14 protein-coding genes and 2 pseudogenes (1 of these 16 only partly in view) are annotated in these 24,162 nt (G+C 70.3%); 8 read left to right on the top strand and 8 right to left on the bottom strand.

Annotation, left to right across the window (positions count from 1 at the left end):
* The first annotated feature begins 22 nt into the window (after positions 1 to 22).
* Positions 23 to 904: an acyl-CoA thioesterase domain-containing protein gene (locus ABZV91_RS00455; RefSeq protein ID WP_355233417.1), complete on the top strand. Its 882-nt coding sequence runs from the start codon at positions 23 to 25 to the stop codon at positions 902 to 904.
* A 23-nt stretch (positions 905 to 927) separates the two neighbouring features.
* Here the strand turns inward: ABZV91_RS00455 and ABZV91_RS00450 are convergent, their stop codons facing one another.
* On the bottom strand, positions 928 to 1,956 hold the full coding sequence (locus ABZV91_RS00450) for an oxidoreductase (protein ID WP_355233416.1): 1,029 nt from the start codon (positions 1,954 to 1,956) through the stop codon (positions 928 to 930).
* Positions 1,957 to 2,203: 247 nt separating this feature from the next.
* Between ABZV91_RS00450 and ABZV91_RS00445 the strand changes: the two are divergent.
* A pseudogene (locus ABZV91_RS00445) lies at positions 2,204 to 3,354 on the top strand (cytochrome P450); the annotation flags it as partial.
* Between the two features lie 14 nt (positions 3,355 to 3,368).
* Here ABZV91_RS00445 and ABZV91_RS00440 read toward each other — a convergent pair.
* Positions 3,369 to 3,499 (bottom strand): annotated as a pseudogene (locus tag ABZV91_RS00440) (acetyl-CoA C-acyltransferase); the annotation flags it as partial.
* A 99-nt stretch (positions 3,500 to 3,598) separates the two neighbouring features.
* On the opposite strand from ABZV91_RS00440, the gene ABZV91_RS00435 reads away from it, so the two are divergent.
* The 4 genes from ABZV91_RS00435 to ABZV91_RS00420 all read left to right on the top strand — a co-directional run bounded on the left by ABZV91_RS00435 (position 3,599) and on the right by ABZV91_RS00420 (position 6,828).
* Positions 3,599 to 3,745, top strand: coding sequence for a DUF1059 domain-containing protein (locus ABZV91_RS00435; RefSeq protein WP_063814553.1), 147 nt, complete (start codon positions 3,599 to 3,601; stop codon positions 3,743 to 3,745).
* A 116-nt stretch (positions 3,746 to 3,861) separates the two neighbouring features.
* Positions 3,862 to 4,575, top strand: coding sequence for a 3'(2'),5'-bisphosphate nucleotidase CysQ (locus ABZV91_RS00430; RefSeq protein WP_355233413.1), 714 nt, complete (start codon positions 3,862 to 3,864; stop codon positions 4,573 to 4,575).
* Positions 4,576 to 4,695: 120 nt separating this feature from the next.
* Positions 4,696 to 5,517: a mycofactocin-coupled SDR family oxidoreductase gene (locus ABZV91_RS00425; RefSeq protein WP_355233411.1), complete on the top strand. Its 822-nt coding sequence runs from the start codon at positions 4,696 to 4,698 to the stop codon at positions 5,515 to 5,517.
* A 183-nt stretch (positions 5,518 to 5,700) separates the two neighbouring features.
* A complete protein-coding gene (locus ABZV91_RS00420; RefSeq protein WP_355233409.1) occupies positions 5,701 to 6,828 on the top strand; it encodes an NDMA-dependent alcohol dehydrogenase in 1,128 nt (375 codons plus the stop codon).
* 14 nt (positions 6,829 to 6,842) lie between these two features.
* Here ABZV91_RS00420 and ABZV91_RS00415 read toward each other — a convergent pair whose 3' ends face one another.
* Positions 6,843 to 7,301, bottom strand: coding sequence for a MaoC family dehydratase (locus ABZV91_RS00415; RefSeq protein WP_039824335.1), 459 nt, complete (start codon positions 7,299 to 7,301; stop codon positions 6,843 to 6,845).
* A 332-nt stretch (positions 7,302 to 7,633) separates the two neighbouring features.
* Here ABZV91_RS00415 and ABZV91_RS00410 point away from each other — a divergent pair, with 332 nt between their 5' ends.
* The gene (locus ABZV91_RS00410) at positions 7,634 to 8,371 is read left to right on the top strand and encodes a sulfite exporter TauE/SafE family protein (RefSeq protein WP_355233407.1); all 738 of its coding nucleotides are present in this window, start codon (positions 7,634 to 7,636) and stop codon (positions 8,369 to 8,371) included.
* Between the two features lie 22 nt (positions 8,372 to 8,393).
* Here the strand turns inward: ABZV91_RS00410 and ABZV91_RS00405 are convergent, their stop codons facing one another.
* The 3 genes from ABZV91_RS00405 to ABZV91_RS00395 all read right to left on the bottom strand — a co-directional run bounded on the left by ABZV91_RS00405 (position 8,394) and on the right by ABZV91_RS00395 (position 12,541).
* Entirely contained in the window at positions 8,394 to 9,581 is a 1,188-nt protein-coding gene (locus tag ABZV91_RS00405) for a zinc-dependent alcohol dehydrogenase (protein ID WP_355233405.1), read from the bottom strand.
* Between the two features lie 281 nt (positions 9,582 to 9,862).
* Positions 9,863 to 10,933 (bottom strand): crosslink repair DNA glycosylase YcaQ family protein, encoded by a 1,071-nt coding sequence (locus ABZV91_RS00400; protein WP_355233403.1) that lies wholly within the window; start codon positions 10,931 to 10,933, stop codon positions 9,863 to 9,865.
* An 84-nt stretch (positions 10,934 to 11,017) separates the two neighbouring features.
* Complete coding sequence (locus ABZV91_RS00395) at positions 11,018 to 12,541, bottom strand: SDR family oxidoreductase (protein ID WP_355233401.1); 1,524 nt, start codon at positions 12,539 to 12,541, stop codon at positions 11,018 to 11,020.
* 305 nt (positions 12,542 to 12,846) lie between these two features.
* Between ABZV91_RS00395 and ABZV91_RS00390 the strand changes: the two genes are divergently transcribed.
* A complete protein-coding gene (locus tag ABZV91_RS00390) occupies positions 12,847 to 17,469 on the top strand; it encodes a cation-translocating P-type ATPase (RefSeq protein ID WP_355233399.1) in 4,623 nt (1,540 codons plus the stop codon).
* A 125-nt stretch (positions 17,470 to 17,594) separates the two neighbouring features.
* On the opposite strand, the gene ABZV91_RS00385 is transcribed toward ABZV91_RS00390, so the two are convergent.
* Together ABZV91_RS00385 and ABZV91_RS00380 are read right to left on the bottom strand one after the other, a co-directional pair.
* Positions 17,595 to 18,485, bottom strand: coding sequence for a PRC and DUF2382 domain-containing protein (locus ABZV91_RS00385; protein WP_355233397.1), 891 nt, complete (start codon positions 18,483 to 18,485; stop codon positions 17,595 to 17,597).
* Between the two features lie 530 nt (positions 18,486 to 19,015).
* Positions 19,016 to 24,162: the 3' end of a LuxR C-terminal-related transcriptional regulator gene (locus tag ABZV91_RS00380; RefSeq protein WP_355233395.1), read on the bottom strand. It continues 36,517 nt past the right edge of the window; only the last 5,147 of its 41,664 coding nucleotides appear in the window; its start codon lies off the right edge, out of view — the gene reads right to left on this strand; the stop codon is at positions 19,016 to 19,018.

Here is a 24,162-nt window from a genome sequence, read left to right as displayed (position 1 = left end):
TTCGCGCCGCACGGAGGTGGCCATGACTCTGGAGAGCGTACGGCCCGCGGAATCGGTGGCCGATCGGCTCGCTCTCGAACGCGTCGGGGAGCGCCGCTTCCGCGGGCGCGTGCACGCCGGACCCGCACGCCGCAGCTACGGCGGCGAAGTAGCCGGTCAGGCGGTGCTGGCGGCGGGGTTCACCGCTCCGGCGGACCGGCCCATCCATTCCGCGCAGACCTATTTCCTGTTGCCGGGCGACACCACCGTCCCGACCGAGTTCGTGGTGGAGCCGGTACGCGACAGTGGCTCGTTCTCGACCCGGCGGGTGGAGGCGGTCCAGAACGGTCGGGTGATCTTCACGATGCTCGCCTCGTTCCATCGGCCCGAGGAGGGTCTGGCCCACCAGGTCGCCGCCCTCGACACCCCCGGCCCCGAGGAGGCACCCGATCCCGCGGAGGTCTTCGCCGAGCAACCCGAAGCCATGCGCTGGACCACCGCCTTCCTCGACGCGCTCGGAGTGGACGCCCGGTTCCCCGATCCGCCCGCCCGCTCGCACGCCATGCGCGGAGCCGCCTCCGGCCCGCGACAGCGGGTATGGCTGCGCACCCGGATGCCGGTGCCCGATTCGGGCCTGGAGCAGGCCGCGTGCCTGATGTATCTGAGCGATCTGTTGCTGCTGTCGGCGACCACGGGACCACACGGCGAGGCCCTGCGCGACCGGGAACTCCAGGTGGCCACGGTCAACCATTCGATCTGGTTCCACGCCCCGCTCCGGGTCGACGAGTGGTTCCTGCACGATCAGTACGGTCGCTGGGCGGGTGGTGGCCGCGGGCTCGCGCACGGCGAGATCCTGGACCGGGCGGGCCGGTTGTGCGCGACCACGATGCAGGAGGGACTGATCCGGCCCCGCGACTCCCGCTGATCCGCGCGCCCCCGCTCGGGTGGTTACGCGGTCTCGCCGGCCGCGCCTGTCTCCGGGGCCACCGCGGCCCCGCGCACCGGCACCTCGCCCGCGACCGGGCGCCGCGGCGATCCGAGCGCGAATTCCACGCCGGTCAGCTCTTCGGCGGCCGCCCAGAGCCGACGACCGGCCGCGGGGTCCGCGGCGCCGGCCGGGGTGGACAACCGGACCGGCGGGCCGACCAGTCCCCACCGGCGCACCGGACCGTAGAACCCGGCACCGGGGACTTCCGGGTCGAGCGCGGCCCGCAGCACGGAACGAGCGCCCCCCTCGGGCGTCTGGGTGACCAGACGTGCCAGCGTCATCACCACATCGCTGTAGGCGATCCGGACCAGCAGGCTCCGGTCGCGCAGGATGGTCGACCGCACCCCGCCGGGATGGGCACCGACCGACAGCGCTCGCGACCCCGCGGCCGCCAACCGGCGCTGCAATTCGACCATGAATGTCATGGAGGCCATTTTCGAGCGGGAGTAGGTCACCAACCGGCCGAAGCTGCGCTCGGACTGTAAATCCTCGAAATCCAATGCCGCGGTGCGGCGCCCGTGGCTCAGGCTGCCCACGCTGACGATCCGGCCGGCCGGTGCGGCGGTGATCATATCGGCCACCTGGGCGGTCAAGGCGAAATGCCCGAGGAAGTTGATGCCGAAATCGCTTTCGAAACCGTCGACGGTCGGCGTCCAGGTGCCGGCCACCACGCCCGCATTGTTGATCAGCAGATCGATGCCGGGGAGTTCGTCGTGTAACCGTCGCGCGCAGGTGGCGACCGAGCTCAGGTCGCCGATATCCACATGCGCCGTCCGGATGTCGGCGCCCGGTACCGAGTCCTCGATATCGGCTTTCGCCGTCGCGGCGGCGATATCGTTACGACAGGCGAGCACGACCGACGCGCCCCGGCGGGCCAGGCCACGGGCGATTTCGAGTCCGATCCCGGTGTTCGCACCGGTCACCACAGCGGTCCGGCCCGACTGGTCGGGTGCGTCGGCCACTGTGCACGATTCGTTCGAAGAGCTCACGGCATCTGTCCAGTTCCACCATGTTTCACGCCGCCCCTCGACCCGGAGGGTCACCTGCCGAGGCAGCCGGTCCCGCCGAAGTATAAGATAATTCTCTTTCTGAGAGAATATTATTTCCGCTACCGGCGCGCGCTCGTCCCCGCCCTGCACCGCGTGCGGTATCGATGGTCTGCCGAGCCCGGAGCCCGCTCATGAATCCTGCCGACAGCGCCCCGGCCACCACCCGCCCCTTCCACCCGCTCGATAGTTCTGGGCCCGTGACTTCGCGGCCCGCGACGAGGTATTCGCCCGGTTGCGCGCCGAACCGGAGCTCACCTGGCACACCCCGCACCCGCCGTGTTCCCGCATTCCGAACCCGGATTCCGGGCGGTGACCCGGCGGCGCGATATCGCCTACGTCAGCCGGCATCCCGAACTGTTCACCTCGAGCCTGGGCATCAGCATGGACCCGCCCCGGCACACCCGGTACCGGCGTATCCTCAGCGCCGCGTTCACCCGAGGCAGGTGCGCCGCATCGAATCCCAGATCGCGGCCAACGCCGCCGAGATCGTCGACGAGTTCCTCGCCGAACTGCACGGCGAGCAGCCGGTGGACCTCGTGGACAGCCTGTCCCGCAAACTGCCCATGCGAACCGTCTCCGACATGATCGGCATCGACCGCGCCGACCGGGAAACCGTCGCGTACGCGGACGAAGCGATGTTCGGCTCGTCCGACGAGGAATACGCGAGCCTCGACGAACGTGCCGGTTTCTTCATGACCCAGTTCGCCGTCCTGCACGGCGCCGGAACAGAACTCGCCGCGCGGCGCCGCCAGAGCCCACGCAAGGACCTGATGTCGGCGATCGTGGCCGCCGAGGTGGAGGGCCATCGGCTCACCGACGAAGAGATCGGCGCTCATGGTCTTGCTCGCCTCCGCGGGAAACGATACCACCGAACAGACCATCTCCCACGGGTTCAAGGCGCTGGTGGACCAACCCGCACAGCGTGAATGACTGCTCGAGGATCCAGCGGGCCGGCTCGGCGGCGCCGTCGAGGAGTTCATCCGCTGGGCGACGCCGGTCCTGCATTTCGCCCGGCACGCGGTGACCGATACCGAGGTCGCCGGCACCCCGGTACGGGCGGGCGAGAAACCGGTGTTGTCCTACTGTTCGGCCGATCGCGACGACGCCGCACTCGACGCGCCCCATATCTTCGACCTCACCCGCGACCCCAACCCGCATTCCGGTTTCGACGGCGGCGGAGGCCACTTCTGCCTGGGCGCATGGCCGGCCAGAATGCAGCTGCGGCTACTGTTCCACGACCTGCTCCCCCGGAACCCCGAGGTGGTGCTCGGCGACCCGGAGTACGGCCACAGCGATTTCGTCCACGGCATCGAACGGATGCCGGTCCGGCGCGCCTGATCAGACCTCGGTGCCGCCCGCTGAGGGGAGCGCAACGCCCAGGCGTCCATCTCGGCCCGGGTGATCCGACCGCCTTCGCGGTGTTCAGGCCGACCGTGATCGACATATCGCCGGTCGGCGCGTCGGGGGTCTGCGGAGGGGTGGGCATCCCGCATACGGCCGCGGCAGTCTCCATATCCGTCGTCCCCGCCATCGGAGACGTACGCTGTTCGGCGAATCGTTGTACGCGAAGAGAGGAATTCCCGTGAAGACAAGGCTCAACTGCCCCTGTGGTGAACATCTGACCGGTGCCACCGAGGACGAACTGGTCGACGTCGTGCGTAAACATCTCACCGAGAACCACCCCGGCCACGACTACTCGCGCGACGAGATCCTGTTCATCGCCTACTGACCTGCCGCGCCGGCCCCTCCGGCCGCCGCTACCGGTCTGCGGAACCACGCGACGAGTGCACCGGACGCACCGTGGTATATGGATCTGGGCGGCACCGCTCGCCGGGAAGGATCCTCATGGACGACCACACACTCGCCGCGACACTGGCCGGCGAAGCCGGGACACTGCTGCTCGGCATCCGGGAACTCGGCGGCGCTGTCGGCGACCGGCGGTCCGACAATTTCCTGCTCGGGCGGCTGGCCGTCGAACGCCCGGCGGACGCGGTGCTCTCGGAGGAATCCCCCGACGACGGGGACCGCGTCCGGCAGTCCCGGGTGTGGATCGTCGACCCGCTGGACGGGACCCGGGAATACGGTGAACCCACACGGACCGACTGGGCGGTGCATGTGGCGCTCGCGGTGGACGGCAGGCCCGCCGCGGGCGCGGTCGCGCTCCCCGCCGAGGGTCTGGTGCTGCACACCGGGCAGCCGCCGGTCCTCCCGCCACCGCCGCCGCCCGGGACCGTGCGGATCGCGCTCTCGCGCAGCCGCCCGTCCTTCGAGGTCCGGCGATTGGTGGCCCGGCTGGGGGCGACCGAGGTCCCGATGGGATCGGCCGGCGCCAAGGCGATGGCGGTGGTCCGGGGCAGCGCCGATATCTACGCCCATTCGGGCGGCCAATACGAGTGGGACTCCTGTGCACCGGTCGCGGTGGCGGCCGCGGCGGGCTTGCATGTCTCCCGCCTCGACGGAAGCCCCTTGCTCTACAACCGCCCCGATCCGTATCTCCCCGATCTGCTGATCTGCCGTCCGGAGCTGGCCGAACTGGCTCTGAAGGCGCTGTCGGAGTAGCTCGCCCGAAGGTGCGGGGCACCCTCGTCGGTACTGCCCGTTCCCGACTCCGTACGTGCAAGGCGCGGCCCACCCGGCACACAATGGTCGGAGGTGTTCGCAACGACAGGAGAACGGCAAGTGAGCGGTCGGCTATCCGGCAGAGTAGCTTTCGTCACCGGCGCGGCCCGCGGTCAGGGCCGTGCCCACGCGGTCCGGCTGGCGGCCGAGGGCGCCGACATCATCGCGGCGGACCTGTGCGGTCCGCTTCCCCCCGCGGTGCCCTACGACGCCGCCACTCGCGCCGATCTCGACGAAACCGTCCGTCTGGTCGAGGAGACCGGCCGCAAGATCGTCGCCGAAGTAGCCGATACCCGCGATCCGGACGCGCTGCGAGCCGTCGTCGACGCCGGGACGGCCGCCTTCGGCCGGCTCGACGTGATCGTCGCCAACGCCGGGATCTGTATCCCCGAACCGTGGGACGCCATCACCTCGGAGTCGTTCCAGGCGGTGCTCGACACCAATGTGACCGGCACCTGGAACACCGTGGCGGCCGGCGCGCCCCGGATCATCGAGGGTGGGCGGGGCGGCTCGATCATCCTGATCAGTTCCGCCTCGGGTGTGGCGATGCAGCCGTTCATGGTGCACTACACCGCGAGCAAGCATGCCGTCACCGGCATGGCCCGCGCGCTGGCGGCCGAACTCGGCAGGCATTCGATCCGGGTCAACAGTGTCGCCCCCGGCCCGGTGGCCACGCCGATGGGTTCCGGGGACATGGTCGGAGCACTCACCCGGGCCGCGGAGACCCACGAGCTCCTGACCCGGATGAACACTCCCCTGCTCCCGGAAGGAATCGCCCAGCCGGAGGACATCTCCGACGCGGTGTGCTGGCTGGCGAGCGACGAATCCCGGTTCGTCACCGCCGGCAGTATCTCGGTCGATCTGGGCGCGGCGCAGTACTGAGCCGGTCGGTTCGCGGCACACCGCCCACATGCCCTCGCGGCGTCGTGCGCGGTGCGGCCGTGAACCGCGGCGGATACCGTTTCGGAAAATTCGATATAACACTTTCCGAGAACGTCATTATCAGGCAACCTGAGTACTGCCGCGAACCGACGCGCGACGCCGCCACGACAGTAAGGGAAGCCGATGAAAGCCAAGGGTGCATTGATCTGGGATTACGCGCAGCCGTGGTCGGTCGAGGAGATCGAGATCGGCGATCCCCAGTACGGCGAGGTGAAGGTCCGGGTCGAGACCGCCGGGTTGTGCCAGTTCGATCAACGTCTGGCCAGCGGCGATGTGCCCACCGCCGAGTTCCCGATCCTGGGCGGGCACGAGGGCGCGGGAGTGATCGTCGAGGTGGGCCCGGGAGTGGACCGGCTGACGGTGGGCGACCACGTGGTGTTCTCTTTCATCCCGGCCTGCGGGATGTGCCGATCCTGCCTGTCCGGCCATCACAACCTGTGCGATCGCGGCCAGGATCTACTCACCCGGGGGGCGGTGTCCGACGGCACCTTCCGCATCCGCACCCGCGACCGCAATGTGCACCCCACCTCACTGATCGGCGCGTTCGCCCCCTATGCCGTCGTGCACAAGAGTTCGGTGGTCAAGATCGACCCGTCGATCCCGTTCGATATCGCCTGCCTCGCCAGCTGCAGTGTGACCACCGGGTACGGCGCCGTGGTGAATACGGCGACGGTCCGCCCCGGCGAGGATGTGGCGGTGGTCGGTGCGGGCGCGGTCGGCACCGCGGCGATCCAGGCGGCGGTCATCTCCGGCGCCCGCCGCATCTTCGCGGTGGATCCGATCGAATCGAAACGCACGCAGGCCGCGAAATTCGGCGCCACCCATATCTATCCGACGATCGACAGCGCGATCGGCGGTATCGACGAGGTCACCGGCGGCCAGATGTGCCGCACGGTGATCGTCGCGGTCGGGCGGTGCGACGGCCACGATCTGGCGAAATGGATGCGGATCACCGCCAAGGGCGGCAGTTGCGTCCTCGCCGCCACCGGCGACGCCGCGGAGACCAATCCGCGCATGAACCTGTCGGCACTGACCTTCCAGCAGAAGAGCCTGTGCGGCACGCTGTTCGGTGGCGGGAACCCGCAGTTGCTCATTCCCGAGGTGCTCGCGCTCTACAAACTGGGCGATCTCGGACTCGGCGATATGATCACCCGCGAATACACCCTCGAGCAGATCAACGAGGGCGTCGCCGATATGCTCGAGGGCCGCAATATCCGCGGAATCATCCGCTTCACGGACGCGGACCGCTGACCCGCGGAGCCGGGTCAGAACACGACCCGGCTCACCGCCTCCGCGATCAGCGCCGGCTTGGACCCGCCGTCGATCTCCACCGTGTGCTGCACGACCAGCTGTAGCGCGCCACCGGACACCTCGGTCGCATCGGCCAGCACGGCCGTGGACCGCACTTTCGCGCCCACCGGTACCGGACTCGGGAACCGGACCTTGTTCGAGCCGTAGTTGATGCCCAGTTTCGCGTTCGCGAAGCCGAAGATCTGCGAACCGAGCAGTGGCAGCAGCGACAGCGTCAGGTAGCCGTGCGCGACGGGCCCACCGAACGGGCTCTCCCGTTTCGCACGCTCGGGATCGACATGGATCCACTGATGGTCTCCGGTGGCCTCGGCGAACTGGTCGACCATCCGCTGGGTGACCTCCACCCAGTCGCTCGTGCCCAGCGTCTCCCCCACCGCGGCGAGAACCTCGTCCTTGCCGGTGAATGTGCGCACAGTCTGTCTCCTCGGGTCCGTGCCGCGTCGTCGCGACATCACCTGGTCCCTAATAGGTATTCCGCACTTCGGTCGCGAGTTCAACCCCTCGATGAGACATTTTCTCGATTCGTCGCAAATACCGCGGTGACGACACCTCGCACGGGCCGGACCCACCGGGCGACGCGGCCCCGCGAAACAGTAACCCGTACGACCGTTATGCTGCGGCGGATCGTCCCGGCACGATCCGGCAACGGCGCCGTGACGACCGGCACACCACGCGGTGCACCGGCCCGTCCCTCCCTGCCCCGGCGGCGCCGCCCGCCGGCATCGTTCCACGAGGAGTCCCGCCCTTGACCGTGCTCACCTTCTGCCTCGTCACGGTCGCCGGATTCTTCGCCGGGTTGGTCGGCTACGTGACCGGTATCGCCTCGCTGATCTCCTATCCCGCCCTGCTCGCCGCCGGGCTCTCGCCGGTCTCTGCCAATGTCACCAATACCGTCGCCATGGTCGCCGTCGGCGTCGGGTCCACCGCGAAGGCGGGTGCGGCGGTCAACGAGGACTCCCGGGCGCTGCTGATCCATGCCGGCTGCGCCGCGCTCGGCGGGCTCGGCGGCGCCGCCCTGCTGCTCACCACCTCGGCCGAAATCTTCGCCGCGGTCGTCCCCTTCCTCATCGCCATGGCCTCGACGAGCCTGCTGTTACAGCCCACACTGCGCGAACTCGCCGGCGGCCGGACCTTCCCCCGGCTGTACCCGCTCGCCACCGCTGTCGTCGCCGTCTACGGCGGCTACTTCGGCGCCGGGGTCGGCGTCATGTTCCTCGCCCTGATCCTGGTGTGCACCTCGGAGACGATCTGGCGGGCCAGTGTCCTCAAAAGCGTGCTGACCGGTGTCGTCAATCTCGTCGCGGCGGTGGGGTTCGCCGTGTTCGGACCGGTGCACTGGCTCGCCGCGGTGGCCATGGGCCTGGGGGCGTTCGCGGGCGGGTGGTACGGGCCGCCGCTGGTGGCCCGGCTACCGCCCACCGCGATGCGCATAGGTGTCGCCCTGCTGGGGTTCGGGCTCGCCGGCTATCTGGCCATCACCTGACCGGCCGCGGCCGGTACCCGGCTCACGCGGCGGGGTCGAGCACCACTTTGACCGCGCCGTCCTGTTTGGTCTGGAACATCCGATAGGCCTGCGGCGCCGACGACAACGGCATCCGGTGGGTGGTGAACGAGTCCACCCCCAGCGGATCGCTGTCGTCGAGCAAGGGCAGGATGTCGTCGGCCCAGCGCTTCACATTCGCCTGGCCCATCCGCAGCTGGATCTGTTTGTCGAACAGAGTCCGCATCGGCATCGGGTCCATGGTTCCGCCGTAGACACCGATGATCGAGATGGTGCCGCCCCGCCGGACGATATCGATCGCGGTGTGCAGCGCCGCGAGCCGGTCCACGCTCATGGTGTCCATCGCGGACCGCGCCACCCGCGTAGGCAGATACGACACCGCCCGCTGCGCCGTGGCCGCCAACGGCGACCCGTGCGCCTCCATCCCGACCGCCTCGACCACCGCGTCGGTCCCCCGGCCCTCGGTACGGTCGCGGATGGCGTCGGCCAGGCCGTCCCCGACCGCCCGCAGATCGATGGTTTCGATACCGCGCGCGGCGACACGATCCAGCCGCTCGGGCACCAGATCCACGCCGATCACCCGCAGCCCGCGATGGTGCGCGATCCGCGCGGCCATATCGCCGATTGGCCCCAGCCCCAGCACGGTCACCGACCCGCCGTCCGGGACCGCCGCGTACTCCACGGCCTGCCAGGCGGTCGGCAGCACATCGGACAGGAACAGATATCGCGTATCGTCCGCGTCGTCGGGCACCCGGATATGGGTGAAGTCCGCGTGCGGCACCCGCAGGTATTCGGCCTGACCACCCGGCACCTGGCCGTACAACTTCGAATAGCCGAACAGCGCCGCCCCGCAGCCCTGTTCGCGGACCTGGGTGATCTCGCACTGGGTCATCAGCCCCTGCCGGCACATCTCGCACTCACCGCAGCTGATCTGGAACGGCACCACCACCCGATCGCCCACCGAGAGGTTCCGCACCGCGGGCCCCACCTCCTCCACGATGCCCATCGGCTCGTGGCCGAGCACATCGCCCGGGCTCATATACGGACCGAGCAGCTCGTACAGGTGCAGATCCGAGCCGCAGATCGCCGTGGATGTCACCCGGACGACCGCGTCGCCGGGTTCCCGGATCCCCGGGTCCGGCACCTCCTCGACCGAGACGTCCCGTTTGCCCTGCCAGGTCACCGCCTTCATATCCGCCACCTCCGGCCTCGAGTACTATCGCCCCGGCAAGCCGAGTGCGCCGCGATTCGTCGGGCAGCGACTGCCGGGGCCGGTCCGTCGGCGGCTACCCACCGTCTCGCCCGGAGAAACCGGCCACGCCTCATGCCCCGACCGCTCCGGCGGCCGCGGGCAGCAACGACCGGCCTGTTTCGGCGCGGCGGGAGTCCACTCCCGCAGCGGCTGTACGACCTGTTCAGGGCAGCCGTCGACCGAAGTGGGGAGAAAGCAGTCGCCACGGGATTTGTGTGGGGTCAGTTCGGGTCCAGAAAGCTGTGCAGCCGTTGGATTTCCGCGTCCAGGGCGGTCGCGAAGGCCCGGCCCTTCGGGGCGCCGTCCACATATCCGACCTCGACCGCGCCGCCCGGAGCCGCGCAGTTCGCCCAGCCGATCACGCGGTCGCGCCACAGCATCGGCATCGCGTAGTACCCGCGGACCCGCTGGGCGACGGGGGTGTAGGCCTCGAAACGGTAGTCCCAGCCCCAGATCAGGCCGAAGCGCTTCCGGTCCCAGACGAGGGGGTCGAAAGGCGCCAGGAAGCGGACCCGCGCCTGCGGCGCGCGGTCGGTGGGTGCCAGATCGGACGGCCACAGGTAGCGGACTCCGTCGATGGTGAGGGCGGACAGTTCGCCGCCGGCCAGGAGTTCCCGGATGGTCGCCGAGCCGGTCGCGCCGCCGATCGGCCGGACGATGCGATTGACTGTGGCGGAGAGAGTCGATTCCGTGGCGGGCGCCAGTGTGCGCGCCACCCGCAGCGCCAGGGCCCGCCGGCGCTCGGCGGGTTCCAGGACGACCCGTGGTGGCTCGGCGAGTTCGTAGCGCCGGATACCGGACACACGGTCGGCCACCCGCAGCAACCCGTAGCGATGCAGTTCCTCCAGCGCGACCGTGGTGGCCGACGAGGTACCACCCCACGCGTTGACCACACCGCGGTGCCCGAAATGCGCCTGCAGCTCGCGCGGGTGCACCACTCCGCGCTCCCGGACGAAGTCCAGGATCGCCGCCGATCGCCGGTCGTGCGGGAATCCACCGTCGACACCCCGCGGATGGTGGCGAGGATGCAGGTACGGGCGCAGGCGAGGCACGGTGAAGCCGTATGCGTAGAGGAGGTCCTCGTCGATGCCGAGCGCGCGGTAGTCGCGGTCGAGATCGCCGACCCGGTAGCCGCGCACCCGATGCCGCAGGATCAGGTCCTGTGCGCGGGCGGGTGAACGGATGGGGTCGGCCTGGACGAACTCGAGTTCGGCCAGGGCCTCGGCGAGGGTGCCCGGACTGCGCGGCAGTGACCAGGCGACGGCGTGGGAACGCAACCATGCCAACGACATGGGCCCGAGGGTATCGGCGACCTCCGACACCGCACCGCGCCGCCCGCGCACACCCGCCCCGAAAGCTGTGGTGAGCAGGGAAGTTCAGCGCGCTCCCCGGCCGGGAAGGCGCAGCGCACCCAGCGCCCCGGGTCGTGCGGGCCCGCCGCGACCACCGTCGGCCTGCTCGGCCGCGCCGGTGATGTTCCGGCTCATCCCGCCGAACACCAGGGCGTGGAAAGGCACGATCGACTTCCAGTACAGGTGCCCGGCCAGCCCGTGCGGCTCGAAAACGGCACGCTGCCGGTAGATCGCACCGCCACGCCCGTTCCCCGGCCGCACCTCCAGCTCGAGCCAGGCCCGGCCCGGAACCCGCATTTCCGCGCGCAAGCGCAGCAGCGTAGGTCGTTCGATCCGCTCCACCCGCCACCAGTCCAGCGCCTCCCCCTCGTGGAGGCGGTGCGGATCGCGCCGGCCACGACGCAGCCCGACGCCCCCGGCGAGACGGTCCAGCCAGCCGCGTAACGACCAGGCCAGGGGAAAGGAATACCAGCCGTGCTCGCCGCCGATCGACTCGATCACCGTCCACAGCGCGGCCGGATCCGCGCTTGTCGGACGCTCCCGGAGATCCTGGTAAAGAGATCCGCCCGACCACACCGGATCGGTGGGCAGCGGCTCGGAGGGCGCGGGACCGGCATCCGACCAGCGGGTCGGCACATCCAGATCCCGGATCCGGGTCAACGCCAGCTCCACCGCGCGCCGGACCCCGGTGAGACCTTCCCCGGGGTCGGGGATGTACGCGGCGATCTCGTGCTCGGCACACACGACATCGTTGACCAGGGATTCCATCAGGGGGACGGCGATCGCCCTGGGCACCGGCGTCACCAGGTTCACCCACTGTGCCGACAGCCACGGCGTGAGCACCGGCACCGGCACTATCACCCGCCGCGGCAGTCCGGCGACCTCCGCGTACACCCGCATCATCTGCTCGTAGGTCAGGACATCCGGCCCCCCGATATCGAAAGCGCCGGTCACGGTGGCGGGGACCGCCGCCGCCCGGGTCAGGTAGTACAGCACATCCCGGACGGCGATCGGCTGGATCCGTGACCGCACCCAGCGCGGGGTGACCATCGCGGGCAGGCGTTCGGTGAGGTAGCGCAGCATCTCGAAACTGGCCGAACCCGAACCGATCACCACCGCCGCCCGGAGCACCAGCGCGGGGACGGCGCCGTCGAGCAGGATCCGGCCGACTTCGGCGCGCGAGGACAGATGCCGGGACAGGTCCTGTCCGGCGGGCGCGATCCCACCGAGGTAGACGATCCGGCCGAGTCCGGCCGCCGCGGCCTCCTGGGCGACGATGGTCGCGGCCTCGCGGTCCACAGTGTCGAAATCCGAGCGTGTCAGGGAATGCACGAGGTAGTACAGGACCTCTTGGTCCGCCAGCGCGGCGCGCACGTCCGCGGCGACCGTGACGTCACCGCGCACGATCTCCACCCGGTCGTGCCACGGCGCGTCGGTGAGCTTGCCCGGAGTGCGCGCGAGCACCCGCACTGTATGACCGGCCCGCAGCAGTTCCGGTACCAGCCGCCCACCGAGGTAACCGGTGGCCCCGAACACCACACAGCGCATAGGACTCCTCCGTCGAGGTCTACCCGTGAGCGCGGCCCGGCGAGCACCGCTGCTGGGCGCTCACCGCGTCCGCCGGTCTCGCGTCCGCGCCGTGCCCTGCCGGGTGGGCATGTGCCGCCCACCGCACCCTTTGCAGGCTAACCCGGGGGCGGTACCGCGGACGTCCCGACACCGTAGCGTCCGGGCACCGACTCGCACTCGATACCGGCCGTGATCGCGCTCCGAGCGGCGGATATGCCGATCGCCGGGCGTTTGACCGGGCCGCCGCAGGGTAGGCGCCCCCCATGGGTCCCTCTGTGCGAAGCATGCTGTCTCCCCGCTTGTTGACCGCTCCGGTCGCCACCGCGGCAGCGGTGGCGCGCACCGGTACCGGCCGTGCCGTCGACACCGGGGTCCGGGCGGTCGAGGCACCGTGGCGGGCGGTGGAGAAGGTCGTCACGACGGTCGCGTCCGGGCTGTCGACGCTCGAATCAGACGAGTCGGCGAGTCTGCGTGACGATCTGGCCGCTCTGATCGACCCGCGTGACCGCCGCGCCCAGCGCCGGATCGAGGTGACCGAGGACCACGCGACCATCGAGGTGCGCGGCCTGGACAACGGTCAGGGATCGGCGGTGACCCGCTCGCTCGACCAGCACCTCGGCCGGTTGCGCGGAGTGGAATGGTGGCGGGTCAACGCGGTCACGGGGCGGATCGTCACGGCGCTGTCCAGCGGCGCCGACCTGGAGAAGCTGCTGGCGGCGGTGGAAGAGGTCGAAGAGGAATCCGATGTCGCCGATACCGGCTGGAGTCGCGCCGACGAGTTCCCGGCCGACCGGGAACCGGTCCTGGCCGCGGCCATCGAAGTGGCCGGTGACGTGTGCGCTATCGCGGTGTCGGCCGTGGGCGCGGTGCCCCCGCTGCGCGGGTTGATGCGTAGCGTGCGCGCGGTGGCGGCGTTCACCGACGCCCAGCCCCGGCTGCGCGCGCATCTGGAAGAGCGGCTGGGTAGCGCGCGCACCGATATGGTCCTCGCCATCGCCAACGCCGCGGGGGCCGCGCTGGGTGAGGGCGCGGCCGGCGGAGTCACCAACCTGCTGGCCGATACGGTCCAGCGCGGATTCGTCCTGACCGAGACACTGGCCCGGCGTGGGCAGTGGCAGCAATGGGAGGCCGATATCGTCGATGCCGAGCACTTCGGGGTCGCCGAACCGCTACCGTCCTATACCCGGCCCGCCGATATGCCACGGGGCCCGGTGGAGAGGGTCGCCGACGAGACGGCGGCCGCCTCGCTGGCGGGCGCCGCCACCCTGGCCGGTCTGGGCCGTATCGGTGACGTGCCGGACGCGCTGATGCTGGGCGCACCGAAAGCCGCGCGCGCCGGACGCGAAGTGTTCGCCGCGACGGTGTCCACCGCACTCGCCGGCGCCGGCGTGCTCACTCTGCATCCCGCGGCGTGGCGGCGGCTCGACCGGATCACCGCTCTGGTCATCGACGGTGAAGCGCTGGCCACGTCCGGGCGGGTGGTGCTCGAGGTGGAGACGACCGCTGAGGGCTGGCCGGCCGCGCGGGTCTGGAGCACCGCGCAACGGCTGCTGTGGGCTGCCCCCGACGACGAGGGCACCGGGGGCAGGAAGGCAGTGCGGCTGGTGCGCCCCGAGTCGGGAGCTCCCGACCGCGGGGTCACCACCCGCCCCGTATGGCGCGAACTGCGCGAGGGCGAGCGGGTGCTGGGCCGCGTGCTGGTCGGGCGGGAGCTCGACCCGCGGGCACACGATGTGCTCGGGACCGCGCGGCGGGCCGGGCTGCGGGTGGTGCTCGCCGGCCACCGGGACGCCGGCGAACTCCGCAGCCTCGCCGACGAATTCGTGAACGCCCAGGGATCGCTGAGCTCCCATGTGCATCGTCTCCAGAAGCAGGGGCATGGGGTCGCGGTGCTGGCCACCCGCGCGCACAAGGCACTCGACCGCGCCGATGTGGCGGTCGGCCTCGTCGGTTGTGAAGGCGGCGGTATCCATGTGCCCTGGTCGGCCGATCTGCTGTGCCGGAATCTGGGCCAGGTGCAGCGGACCCTCGGCGTGGTGGGGCCGGCACGGCAGGTCAGCGAACGCGGCCGGACCCTGGCGCTGTCGGCGTGCAGTCTGACCGGGTTGCTGCTCGCGGCCTCGCCCGCCACTCGCTCCCGGACCGCGCCCATGATCGCCGCGAATTTCGCCGGCCTGTTCAACGGGGCGGTGGCCGGTGCGCGCGCAGTCCGGACCCGCCCGTCCGCCGAGCACGCGCCCCAGCTGCCCTGGCACGCTCTGGAACCGGACGAGGTGCTGGCCCGACTACCGGAGCCGGAACCGGTGACCGACCGCGCCACCGACGAACCCGCGGACCGCGGCGCGGTCGCGGCCCGCATGTCCTCGCTGACCGATTTCCTGGGCCATATGCGCCGGGAACTGGCCGATCCGCTGACCCCGATCCTGGGTGTCGGCGCCGCGGCGACCGCGATCCTCGGCTCCCCCTCCGACGCGGTGCTGTTGTCGTCGGTGCTCACCGTCAACGCGATGATCTCCGCGCGCCAGCGCCAGGCCGCCGAGAACGAGTTGTTCGATCTCATCGAGGGCGAGCGGCTGGCCGCGCGGGTGATCGACCGCGCCGATATCGACGCCGAGGACCCGGCCGGCACGGATATCCCCGCCGACTGTCTGCAGGTCGGCGATGTGTTCACCATCCGCGCCGGGGAGGTGGTGCCCGCCGACGCCCGCTTGTTGCGGGCCGAGGAACTCGAAATGGACGAGTCCGGGCTCACCGGGGAGTCGGTGACCGTACCCAAACAGGTCGAGGCGACGCCGGGCGCGGCGCTCGGCGACCGCGCCTGCCTCGTATTCGAGGGCACCACGGTGGTGAGCGGGGCGGCGGTGGCGGTGGTCGTCGCGGTCGGCGCCGATACGCAGGCCGGCCGCGCCACCGCGGGCGCGGTGCCGCCGGAGAAGGGCGGCGTCCAGGCCCAGTTGCGGGCCCTCACCGATCGCGCGCTACCGCTCACCCTCACCGGCGGCGCGATAGTGACCGCGCTCGGCGGTCTCCGCGGCCGCACCCTGCGGGCGGCGATCGCCGACGGAGTGGGCGTCGCGGTCGCGGCGGTGCCCGAGGGGCTACCGCTGGTCGCCACCGTGGCGCAGCTCGCCGCGGCGCGGCGGCTCTCCCGCTATGGCGTATTGGTCCGCGCCAACCGCGCCGTCGAGGCCCTGGGCCGGGTGGACACCCTGTGCTTCGACAAGACCGGCACCCTGACCGAGGGGCGGTTGCGGCTGACCGCGCTCGCCGATCTGGATGAGCAGTGGGAGCCCGGCAGCGACAGCGACGCCGCCCGGCGGCTGCTGCGGGCCGCGGCGCGCGCCTGCCCCGACCCGGACAACGGCCCGGTCCTGCATGCCACGGACCGGGCCGTACTGGACGCCGCCGCCGAGATCCTGGGCACGGACGCGCACCAGTGGGACCCGATCGACGAGATACCGTTCGAATCCAACCGGGGGTACGCGGCGGCGTTCGGCCGGACCGCGCACAAACTGCGCCTCGTGGTCAAGGGTGCGCCCGAGGTCGTCCTGCCCCGGTGCACCCGGGTCCGCGGCGGCGCGTCCGGTAAATCGGATCGGGCCTTCACCGACGGTCAGCGGGAGCGGGCCGAGGCCACCGTGCACGACCTCGCGGAACAGGGTCTGCGGGTGCTGGTGGTCGCGCGGCGCGACCTGCCCGGTCCGCCCGACGATGTCGAAGATGTGGTGGAGGGGTTGACCCTGATGGGATTCCTGGGCATCGCCGATACACCGCGACCCCAGACTCCCTATCTGGTCCGCGCACTCGAGGACAACGGTGTCGGCGTCCGGATGATCACCGGCGACCATCCGGTCACGGCGGCGGCCGTCGCGCGCCGGCTGGGCATCACCGTCGACACCGTCACCACCGGCGCCGACCTCGACGAACTCGACGACACCGCGCAGACCGAACTCATCGAACGCAGCACCGTGTTCGCCCGTGTCGATCCCGAGCAGAAGGTGCGCATCGTGGCGGCCCTGCGCCGGACCGGGCACGTCGTGGGCATGACCGGCGACGGCAGCAACGACGCCGCCGCGATCCGCACCGCCGATATCGGGATCGGAATCGCCGCGCACGGTTCGGCCGCCGCCCGTAACGCCGCCGACCTGGTCCTCACCGAACCGGATCCGCGGGCACTGCTGCACGCGCTGGTCGAGGGCCGGAGTATGTGGCAGCGGGTGGCCGACGCGGTGGCCGTCCTGGTGGGCGGAAACGCCGGTGAGGTCGCGTTCACGCTGTTCGGTACCGCGGTCGGCGGCCGCGCCCCGCTGGGAACCCGCCAGTTCCTGCTGGTGAACCTGCTGACCGATATGTTCCCGGCACTCGCGCTCGCACTGGCCGGCGATCAGGAGTCCCCCGAGCCCGACAACGACTGGGCCGAACAGCGTGCCGGTCAGCTCGCCGCGATTCCTCCGGCCAGCCTCGGCGCCGACCTGCTGCGCACCATCGGGGTTCGCGGGGTCGCCACGGCCACCGGCGCCTCGGTCGCCTGGATGGCCGGTCGCTACACCGGAACCCGGCGGCGAGCGGACACCATCGGACTGGTGGCGCTGATCGGCACCCAGCTCGGTCAGACCCTGGTGGCGGGCTACCGCAGCCCGCTGGTCTGGCTCACCACCGCCGCCAGTGGCGCGGTGCTGGGGGTGATCGTGATGACACCCGGTCTGGGGACGTACTTCGGCTGCACTCCGCTGGGGCCGGTCGGATGGACGATCGCGAACACTTCGGCGCTGGCCGCGACGGCGGGAGCCACAGTGCTGCCGCGGCTGCTGCCCGGCGTGGAACAGGACGGGCAGGTCGATTCGGCCCCGCCTCCGCTCGAACTCGAGGAGTCCGCGGACCGCGCGGAGAGCCCGCAGTACGCCTGAGCCCGCGGCGGGGCCTCGACGCTCTCCGGTCTCCGGTTGGGGCTCGGACCGGCCGCAATCGGGCCGGCCGGCCCTGATCGGGCGACCGGTGGGCCCGGTCCGTCCGGGCCCACCGGCAGTTGCGTTCAGCGGCGGTGTTGGTCGTCGCGGTCGATCCCCTCGATCTCGATCCGCTCCTTGCGGACCGTCTCGGTGATCGTCTGCTCGTCCTGGACCTGGTCGACGATCAGCCGGATCCGTTCGACCGGGACCATCTCCTTCTCCACTGTCACCCGGTCGGCGTGCAGTGTGACCTCCTGCTCCTGATCACCGAAGTCGGCGGGCAGCGCCGAGACATCGGTGATCGGTTCGCGCTCGACCCGTATTTCCTGGTGGCTGGTCGGCACGGTGATCGTCTGCTCTTCGCTCACCACGTACTTCCGCAGGCGGGCGTGCCCCGACACCTCCTGACGGGTGCCGATGTTCAGGCGTTCCTCCGAGCGCACGACGAAGTCGGGGCGGCGGGTGTCGCCTCCGTCGGGTGCGGTCGCATCGGGGGCGACCCGGCCGGTGGTCGCCGCTTTCCCGGTGGTCGCCGCGTTCCCGTCGGTCCTCGCTTTTCCGGTGGTCCCCGCTTTTCCGGTGGTCCCCGCGTCCCCGGTAGCCCATGCCTCGCCACGGGTGGGTGGGCCCGCGTGCCGCCCGTAGTCCTCCCAGCCGGACCGGTTGGGGTCGACACCGTAGTGGACGAACAGGTCGTTCTCGGAGTCCTGGGTGATCAGGCCGTCGTGCGCCAGATGCGGCGCTGATTTCACCGCTTCCTTGTGCACCCGTACCTGGAGTTCCGCGGGGTCGTCACGCAACTGTGCACCGGCGAGCGGTACGAGAGAGTCCTCACTGAACAGGCCGGTACTGACCGAGGCCCACGTCGGCGCGCCGGACGCGTTGTCGACGTAGACCCGTTTGACCTTCCCGATCTTGGCGCCGCCGAGATCGTAGACTGCGTCGCCGATCAGATCTTCCACATGTTGAGCCATGGCATTCTTCCTCGATTCTCGTCCGATACGTGGCCGGCGAACCGAGTTGCGCGGTCGCGACCGGAATCCGGCCCGGTCGGTTTCCGGCTCGTGGCCGGGTACGACGTTGCCGCTCGGTGTGCTCGTCGCTCCCGTTTCTGTGGATCGGGACCGGCGCCGCACCTACCTGTAGCCGGCGGCATTTCGTCTGCGCGAACCCGTTCGGCTACATATCGGCAACTACCCGTGTGATCACAGGTCAAACAGGCACGCCGAGCCGAGGCGATGAATTCGCTGACCGATTCCGCAATAAACAGGCAACTGTCCCGATTCGCGCCCGCGCCGCCTACCCGACCCCGGATCGCGGCAACCTCCGCGGGCCCGCGCCCCGGAAGCGGCTCACCGGCCGCCGTCCCGGACGAGCAGGCCGGTGGTGACCTCTCGTCCCGAGGACAACCGCGTGCCGACAGCGGGCGGCGCCGGCCCCGCCGGAAGCCCGCCGGAAGCCCTGTCCCGTCGCCCGCTCTGGTCCCGCACCGCCCCAGCGACCGCTACTCCGGCTCGACCGGTGGTTCGGTGACGATGTATACCGGCTCCTCGGAATCAGCCTCGGCATCGGACCGCACGATCGAGGCGGCTGCATCCGTTACGTACAGCGGAGACTCATCACCGGCGGCTCGGTCCTCGATCACCTGCAAGAGATCATCGATCACGGCGACAGCGTTCGCCACGGTGAATCCGTCATCCCGCCAGATACCTTGGCACCTCGGCAGCGCTCTGAACAGATAGTGCGCCGTGACGTGCGTTCGGAGGGAGTCGCGAACCGGAGATTCCGCCTGCCGAACCAGACGCGCCAGATCGTTGAGGATCCGCTGCGCGTCGAGTAACGCGACCAACGGTCCGAGTGCGGCAGGGACGTCCCACCCCTCGGGGGCCTGGTCGAGATCGCGCTGGAGCAGTACCGCGGATTCGAAATCGGGCGGACCGTACAGCGCGAGGCCGAAATCGACCAGGACTGCGGCATCGCCCCCGATGCCGAGAATATTCGCGCGGGTGATATCGGCATGCAGCAGCCGGAAGGGCTGGGTACGCACCTGGGCGGCGAGTGCGGTGAGCCCGGGAGCCAGCGACTCCGGAAGTCGGAGTCTGCGCAGCATCGGGCCCACCACCGGGTCACGCCGAGCCGCTTGATAATGCGTCTCCAGATGATCGACCAGCATCGTGAAGAAGCCCGTCGAATCACCCGACGCCGGATAGCCCTCGGGCAACGGCAGGAGTTCCTGAGGTACAGGCACTTGCTGGAATACCGGCTTCAGGTCCATGAGCAGGGATCTGACCTCCGGAAGGAACAACCGGTTCACCGGCTGCCCGTCGATCCGCCGGTGAATCTCGTACAGGACGTTACCGGCGTCGTCGGTCTCCACGTACAGGATCTGCGGCAGCCGGGCGACCAGATGGGGAAGCTCCAGCCGCACCGCGGTCCGCACCACGGCTTCGACCGTGCGATATTCGTGCGGCCACAGTCGATAGTCGGCGATCAGCGAATTCCCGGCGGAGACGGCCTCGGGTTTCGGCTCGCGCACCGCGTAGTCACCGAGTAGGTGCACCCGATTGTTGTTTCCCTCATGGTGTTCACCGTGCGCCACGGCGATCCGGCGCAATACCGCCGCGTACTCGGGCGAGATCTCGGTACCTTCCGCGGTACCCCGCACCCGGTATGCCGCGGCCGGCAACAGCCCGGCCAGGTCCGGATGGGACAGCAACTCCGCGTGGACGGCGACCTGGTATTCGACCTCTTCACCGGCTTCCTCCACCGCATCCGCCGGTGTCACCGCGAACGCCGGTTCACCGGTGAGCAGTTCGTCGCGGGCACCGGGTGCTACGACGAACAGCGGTTCGTCGATGTCGTCGTCGGATGCCGGTGTACTGCGTGCTGCCCCGGTGTCCGCGGCTGTCGTTGCGGACCACGGATTGCCCTGCGACTCCGCCGGAGCCGCGGGATCCTCGCCGGATTCCCGGCCGGCCGGGGATTCCGCCCCGGTATGCGCGGGAGACTCCCCGGGCGACGGATCGACCGGACCGCCACCGGTGCGCCGGGCCCGCTCCGGGTCGATCGGCAGGGCGGCGATACGCCGCCAGCGGGCCGGAGAGTCACCGCGCGGTGTTGCCGGTAAGGTATCGCTTCCGCGTCCGACGGTGATCAATCCGAAGTTGAGCAGGGATACCGCCGGGATGCGGGCAGTGGGGTCGGTATAGGCGTTGTAACCCTGGTGCACGGCCTTCAAGCCTTTGAGCCCGTGGAATTCGGGGAGATCGGGCGGCACCACCTCGACCCGGCGGCCGCCCCAGGCCGCGACCGCCGGGTCGGGGCCGAGGCCGCGATTGAACAATCGTCCGGCCTTGCCCTGATGCTCGGCGCCGAGCCAGGTGATCACATCTCGGTAGGCTGCCATGACGTACACGTTCCCCGTGCCGATGCCGAACTGTTCGGCATGGGTGATCGGACCCGCCCCCGGTGACCCCGACAGGATTATCTGATCGATCTCGTCGGCCAGGCGCCCGTCTTGCCCGGCGTAGCAGACGGTGGTCGACCCGAAACTGTGGCCGGTGAGAGTGTGCAGCGCCGGCGTCGGCGCTCCCCCGGGAAGCGCGGCCTGCGCTTCCCGGGTCGCGTTGTAGGAGACCAGATCCCGGGCCACCACATACCCGCCGACCTCGGCCAGCAGCGGGTTGCCGACTTCGGAAGCGGTGGTGGGATGCCGGTAACCGATATCGTTGATGGCGGCCATCGGGACGCCGGGTTTCAGCCGCATGGCCGTCTCCAGCTGCGCCAGCACGAACGTCGAACGGTTGTGGAGCGCCCGCAGCCTGGCGCCCACGCCACCGATATGACGGGTGACCAGCTGCGCGGCATCGGCGTCACCGTGTGATACGGCGATCGTGCCGTTGCCCCCGTACGCGAGCGGGTCGAAAACGATCAGCTGGACCGTATCCACGCCGACCGCCCGGGAATCATGTTCGATCACGGCCAGCTGCTTGCGCGTTTCGAGCAGGTTGCGCAGATGGATCCGTTCCTCGGTTGTCAATTCGTGGCTGCGCCAGCCCCGGGCCGGTCTGCGCCGCAGGAATCGTTCCAGCTCCCGGGTGACGAAGAGACGATTGGCCCGGTCACGCACCGTGTAGGGGATTCCGTCGGAATTCCCGGTCAGGTGCGGATGCATCCGGAGGAAACCCCACTGTTCAGCCGGAAGCAGCGAATTCCACCAGCGCGCGTTCGCGCCCGCGCGCGCCCGCGCGCCGTCCACGACGGCATCGGGATCGACGGGGGCCATCAGCGATTCCGGCCGGGCGCCGGGTCCGAGATGATCGCGCAGTTTCGCCACGGCGCTGCGGGCTCCCGCGATCTCGGCAGCGGTGAGCGGGGGATCCTCCGGCAGGGAGGAACCCCGATGCGCCGGTGTCGGCGGCGCGCCGGCCTCGGACGGGCCGGTGATCCGGGGCCGCGCCGATTGGTCCGGTCGATCCCCATCACCCGGCGTGGTCGTACGACTCGGCGCGCCGTCCGGCCCTGATTCGGTCGACCACGGGCTCGGCGACCGGCCCCGGAGCCCGTGCGGCTCGCCGGAAGCCTCCGGTTCGGACTCCGGCTCTTCCGGTGTGCGCTCGTCCGGATCCGTGGGTGGCCCGGTGATCTCCCCGTCCCGCGGCGGCGCCCACTCCGTGTCCCAGGGGGTATCGCGATGGACGTCCTCGAGCCGGCCGGCTTCGTCGGTGGTGAAGTAGGCGACGTGGGCACGGTGGACACGGCTGTAGGGCTGTACCCAATCGTCCACGGACCGCACTCTGGGAACGAGCTCGCCCGCCGGATCCGGCTCCACGCCCGCCCGGTCGACCGTGGTGTCGTGGACGAAGGCGATTCCCGCGATATTGGTGACCACGTAGGTGTGCATCCGCTCGCCGTCGTCCACGAGCACGACAGCGGAATCGAGCGCGTTCGCCGGATCGGTGACGGCATCGGCGACGAAGCGGAGCGGGTCGGAACCCGCCGCGGTCCGGACAAGGGGCACCGGTTGGAGCTTCGCGTCGATGGCGGTCTGCAGCGCCCGCCAATTCCGGGCCCCGTCGGCGGGGGCGACCGCCCGATCGTTGCCCAGGGCCCAGAGAAACCGGGCGGCGGCGGCCACGCAGTCGTTCATCTGCCGGGTCCGCACACGGCCTGGGCGCCACGGGAACCACGGGGACGGTTTCACTCCGCCGGCTTCCTCGGTGTGGCCGTCGGGAACCACCCGGCCGCCCTCGCTGTCCGGATCGGCGTCCCGCGCGAGTTCGCGACGGGAACCGTCCGGAGAGATCGCCGGCCCCCCGGCCCCGGCCCCCCGCGCGTCCTGGGGCCCGGCCCGGAACCAGCGGACCCGGCCGGCGCCTTCCGGCAGGATCCGGAATCCACTGTCGCCGATACCCCGCAGGTCGCTCGGGGACGGCTCCGCGACGCTGTTGTCGGCGACCTCCACCAGGACGGGGCGGTTTCGGCCGGTCACGGTGACGGTCACCCGAACCTCGCCGTCGCCGGCGCTCATCGCCTCCTCGACGAGATCGAAGGTGGCGTCCTCCGCGGTGCCGAGCAGATCCGGATCGCCCCAGCCACATTCACTCAGCAGACCGAACACCCCGTCGGCGGCGGTACGCGCGCCCCGGGCCCGGACCTCGTCCGGCTGTCCCGCCGAACCCACGGTCAGGGCGGCCCGGCGATGCCGAGGGTTGCGCGTTCCCTCGATGAGGTGCCACTCCGAGCGAGACGCCGCCGTTTCCTCCGGGTCGATATGGCGTCGCCGGAAATCCGTTCCGTCGTCCCGATATTCCTCGACTTCTATCGACGAGCCGGGAAACCTGCCGCGGAACGCGGTATCGACGGCTCTGGTCAGCGTGCGGAAATCGGTGTCGGTCGTATCGGGCGCGTCCTTGTAGAAGACGAGCACCTGGATTCGTCCGGAATCGAAGATTCGATACCAGAGTTTGCATTCCAGGGCGAGCTCGCCCACCTGGAGGTGCAGCAGGGTGGGTCCGCCGAGCGCTTGCTCGATATTCGGATGGAAAGACCCCTCGACCTCGACGGCCTCGAGGTCGAGGGATATCTCGGAGGCCGCGCCGGTCGACACCGTCGCGGAAGTGACCACACCCGCGACGACATGGTCCCGTTGGCGGACGAGTCGACTCGAATCCAGTACATCCTCCGCCCGGAGCAGGCTTATGTTCCCGTCGACCGCGGGCGGGAAGTACAGTCCTTCGTCGTGCGTTCCGGGTGCCGGCGCAGAACGAGCAGTCTCGTCGGCCCGCGAATTGCGGCCGTTCCTCGACTCCGCTTCCGGTTCGGTTCTCGTTCCTTCGGTTCCGTTGCCCGGGTCCGGCGTCGAACCGTCGGTTCCCGCGATCTCGCCCTCGACGAGGTCGATCGCCGCGAGCATCTTCTTCCGCTCGAAATCGTCCGCTTCGGGCTCGCCGGGCATCGGATACACCAGGTTCGCAATACGGTTCGCGGTGCCTCGCATCGTCTGTGCGATGTGCCGGAACGGACCACCGGCCACGCCATCCGCAGCGTCCAGCAGCTGTTGCCCCGAGCTGCCGGGTAGCAGGCCGGCCATGCCCCGGAGAATGTCCTCGACAGTGCCGATCAGCAGGTTCGGCGCCTCCGATGCGACGA

The sequence above is a fragment of the Nocardia sp. NPDC004568 genome, assembly GCF_040609955.1.
In the GTDB taxonomy this organism is placed as follows: domain Bacteria; phylum Actinomycetota; class Actinomycetes; order Mycobacteriales; family Mycobacteriaceae; genus Nocardia.
Note: the sequence above shows the minus strand (reverse complement) of the source record. Positions and strands in the feature narration are given on the sequence as shown.